Source organism: Flavobacterium sp. UBA4854, from assembly GCF_002399805.1.
GTDB lineage: Bacteria > Bacteroidota > Bacteroidia > Flavobacteriales > Flavobacteriaceae > Flavobacterium > Flavobacterium ginsengisoli.
Map to the genome: position 1 here is coordinate 1 of NZ_DHEI01000051.1, position 3,884 is coordinate 3,884.

The following is a 3,884-nucleotide window of genomic DNA, read 5'->3' on the forward strand; positions in this document are numbered from 1 at the left end:
TTTGCTGATGGCGTAGGAACGAACCCAGAAGAATTGGTTGCGGCAGCGCATTCGGGCTGTTTTACAATGCAGTTAAGTTTTTTGCTTAATGAAGCTGGCTTTACCGCAGATGACTTAACCACAGAAGCTACAGTAACTTTTGAAGATGGATCAATCACTTTAATTCATTTAGATTTAAAGGGAAAAGTTCCTTCAATTTCTGCAGAAGAATTTGCTTCTACTGCGGCAAAAGCAAAAGAAATCTGTCCGATTTCAAAACTATTAAATACCACAATCACTTTATCAGCTGAATTAATCAGCTAAAAGCATAAAAAAAACCATTCACCGCGGTGAATGGTTTTTTTCTATTTTTAAAAAAGCAATAATTACATTTTTGCTTTTAAAGCTTTAGCTTCTGCAGTCATTTCAAGAGCGTTATAAACTCCCAATAATGTTTTAGAAACATCCTCATTTTTAGGATCTAATTCGTTAGCTTTTTTAAGGTAAGGAATAACTCCTTTGAAAATAGTTTCTCTTTGAGCTTTTAAAACATCGTAACGTTTCATGTCTTTAGCCGAAGTTCCCAATTTATTCATTTCATCAATGATTGGTTTTTCAGCTTCTAATTTTAAAGCAGCAAGGTTTAAGTAAGCATTTGTATATTCAGGATTGATTTCAATTGCTTTTAAGTAATATTTCTCTGCATCAGCATTATTCTTAGCTCCAGCGCTAATAACTCCTAAATTAAATACTAAGTCAGCATTTTTAGGATCTTTCTCTAAAGCTTCGTTAACTAATTTTTTATACATATCGTAGTCTTTAGACTCTAAGTATAAATTAGCTTCTGTTAAGATCAAAGAACTATCATCTGGATTTGCTTTTCTAGCATCAGCGATTGCCTTTTTAGCATCTTCTGTACGTCCTTTTTGAACCAAGATTAATGCTAAGTTTTTGTAGATCTCACCTCTTTTAGAAGGAATAGCTTCAGTTTTAGGTTTTTCGTGAGTTCCTAATTTAACAGCCAAATCTCTTTCTTTAGCATTAGCAAAGTTATCTTCATTACCATTAGCTTTATTCATAGCTAAGTACAAAGTTCCTTTTCCAGAAAAGTTTAATTTTTTCAACTCTTCATACATTGGTAAAGCAAGATCAAAATCTTGTGAATTCACAGCTGTAGATGCTGCATAATACAAGTTAACTGTATCTTTTTTATCTAATTCGTATGCTTCGTACAATTTTTTAGCACCATCAGCATGCTTGTTAGCTTGAGTATCAGCAATTGCAGAATTAATCAATAATCCTTTAATGTTAGTAATTGATGCCGCTGCTTGTGTAGAATACTTTTGTTTTCCAGAAGCTTTTTCTACATCAATTAATTTCTTGTAGCTGTCTGCAGCTGCCAATAGGTTTTTACCTTCTTCAACCTTTTTATTTGCAAGGTCAAGAAAAGCATTTCCTTGAATGAAATAATATTGTGCCTGCTCTGTATCTTTAGCATTTGCAATTAAGCTTTCTGCATCTTTCAATTGCGTTAGAGCTCCTTGTGCATCTCCTCCTTTTAATGCTTTTTCAGCATTCTTAATTTGATCTTTTTGAGCAAACGTAGCTACAGAGATCAGTAATGCTGATGCAAGTATTACATATTTACTTTTCATAATGGTATTTGTTTGTATTTAATTTTTTGTTTGTACTTATTCTTCAGATTCTTCGTCCTCTGCGTCAGCATCGTCCTCATCTTCTACTTCTTCATCATCAGAGTCATCGTCATCTTCTGCAGCTCCGTCATCTTCAAGAACTTCTAGATCCGGCTTAACTCTTTCAATTACAGTTTCGATAACATTCCCATCTTCATCGACAATAACTTCTTCAGCGTCGTCTTTCATCACAGTTGTTACAGCAGCGATAGAATCTTTTCCTTTAAGGTTAATCAATCTAACACCTTGAGTAGCACGTCCCATAACTCGTAAATCTTCAATTGCCATTCTAATGGTTAATCCAGATTTATTGATGATCATTAAATCGTCAGCATCTGTAACAGCGTTAATAGAAATCAGTTTACCTGTTTTTTCTGTAATGTTAAGTGTTTTAACTCCTTTACCTCCACGGTTTGTAATTCTGTATACATCTTCTCCATCTTCGTCAACCAATTTAGTACGTTTTCCGTATCCATTTTCGGTTACAACTAAAATCTGAGATTCTGTAATATCATTTTTATCAACAGTAACCATTCCAATTACTTCATCCGTTTCGTCTTTCAAAGTAATACCACGAACTCCAGAAGCTGTTCTTCCCATCGGACGCGTTTTAGTTTCTTCAAAACGAACTAATTTACCAGACTTAACCGCTAAGATAATTTGGCTCTCTCCATTTGTTAACTGAGCACCAAGTAACTCATCACCTTCTTTAATTGTAATAGCCGCAACTCCATTTGCTCTTGGTTTAGAATATTTCTCTAAAGAAGTTTTCTTCACCTGACCTTGTTTGGTTACCATTACAAGATTATGCGTATTGATATAATCTTTGTCTTTTAAGTCTTGTGTACAAATGAAAGCTTTAACTTTATCATCGCTTTCAATGTTTACCAAGTTCTGAATTGCTCTACCTTTTGCGGTTTTACTTCCTTCTGGAATTTCATAAACACGCATCCAGAAACATTTTCCTTTTTGGGTAAAGAACATCATATATTGGTGGTTTGTTGCCACGAACATGTGCTCTAAGAAATCTTGATCTCTTGTTCCTGCACTTTTCTGTCCAACTCCTCCTCTATTTTGCGTTTTGTACTCTGTAAGGTTTGTACGTTTGATGTAACCTGCATGAGAAATGGTAATAACTACATTTTCGTCAGCAATTAAATCTTCAATACTTACATCTCCTCCAGAATATTCAATTTGAGAACGTCTTTCGTCACCATATTTATCACGAATTTCAGTTAACTCTTCTTTAATCAAATCTGTTCTCAAATTAATATCTGCTAGTAAAGCTTTCAAATGCTCAATTAACTTCATTAATTCTTCAAACTCAGCTCTTAATTTATCTTGCTCCAGACCTGTTAACTGACGTAAACGCATCTCAACAATAGCACGAGCTTGAATATCTGATAGTTTAAATCTTTCGATTAATTTTTCTCTAGCTTCATCTGTATTTTTAGATCCTCTAATTAACGCAATTACTTCATCGATATTATCAGAAGCAATAATTAATCCTTCTAAAATATGCGCTCTTTCTTCAGCTTTACGCAATTCAAATTGCGTTCTTCTTACTACTACTTCATGGCGGTGCTCAATAAAATAATGAATCATATCTTTCAGATTCAGCATTTGAGGACGGCCTTTTACTAATGCAATGTTATTTACACTAAAAGAAGACTGTAATGAAGTATATTTATACAAGGTATTTAAAACCACGTTTGGCGTAGCATCACGTTTCAAGATATAAACGATACGCATACCATTTCTATCCGATTCGTCACGAATATTCGCAATACCTTCAATTTTTTTCTCATTAACCAAATCAGCCGTACGTTTGATCATTTCGGCCTTGTTAACCTGATATGGAATTTCAGTAACAATGATACACTCTCTTCCGTCAACTTCTTCAAAACCAACTTTCGCACGCATTACAATACGTCCTCTACCTGTTTTAAAAGCTTCACGAACACCTTCGTAACCATATATTACACCACCAGTTGGAAAATCTGGTGCTTTAATATGTGTCATCAATTCGTCAACTTCAATATCATTATTATCTAAGTATGCTAAAGTACCATTGATAACTTCAGTTAAATTGTGTGGCGGCATATTTGTCGCCATACCAACTGCAATACCTGTTGCTCCATTTACTAATAAAGTAGGAACTTTTGTAGGCATTACTTTTGGTTCATATAATGTATCGTCAAAGTTTAATTG

General features: G+C 34.1%; 3 protein-coding genes. 1 reads left to right on the top strand and 2 read right to left on the bottom strand.

Features of this window, described 5'->3' with window-relative positions:
- Window positions 1-303 (top strand): OsmC family peroxiredoxin (locus B3J44_RS07095; RefSeq protein ID WP_286967386.1); only part of this gene is annotated, 303 nt, incomplete at its 5' end.
- Between the two features lie 62 nt (window positions 304-365).
- On the opposite strand, the gene B3J44_RS07100 is transcribed toward B3J44_RS07095, so the two are convergent.
- Both B3J44_RS07100 and B3J44_RS07105 read right to left on the bottom strand, forming a co-directional pair.
- Window positions 366-1,634: a tetratricopeptide repeat protein gene (locus B3J44_RS07100; protein ID WP_286967387.1), complete on the bottom strand. Its 1,269-nt coding sequence runs from the start codon at window positions 1,632-1,634 to the stop codon at window positions 366-368.
- A gap of 36 nt (window positions 1,635-1,670) precedes the next feature.
- Window positions 1,671-3,884, bottom strand: a 2,214-nt coding sequence (locus tag B3J44_RS07105; RefSeq protein WP_286967389.1) for a DNA gyrase subunit A, incomplete at its 5' end; no start/stop codon positions are given.

Coding starts and splice junctions, on each gene's coding strand:
- B3J44_RS07100 (WP_286967387.1), bottom strand. CDS start 1,634: ATGAAAAGTAAATATGTAATACTTGCATCAGCATTACTGATCTCTGTA.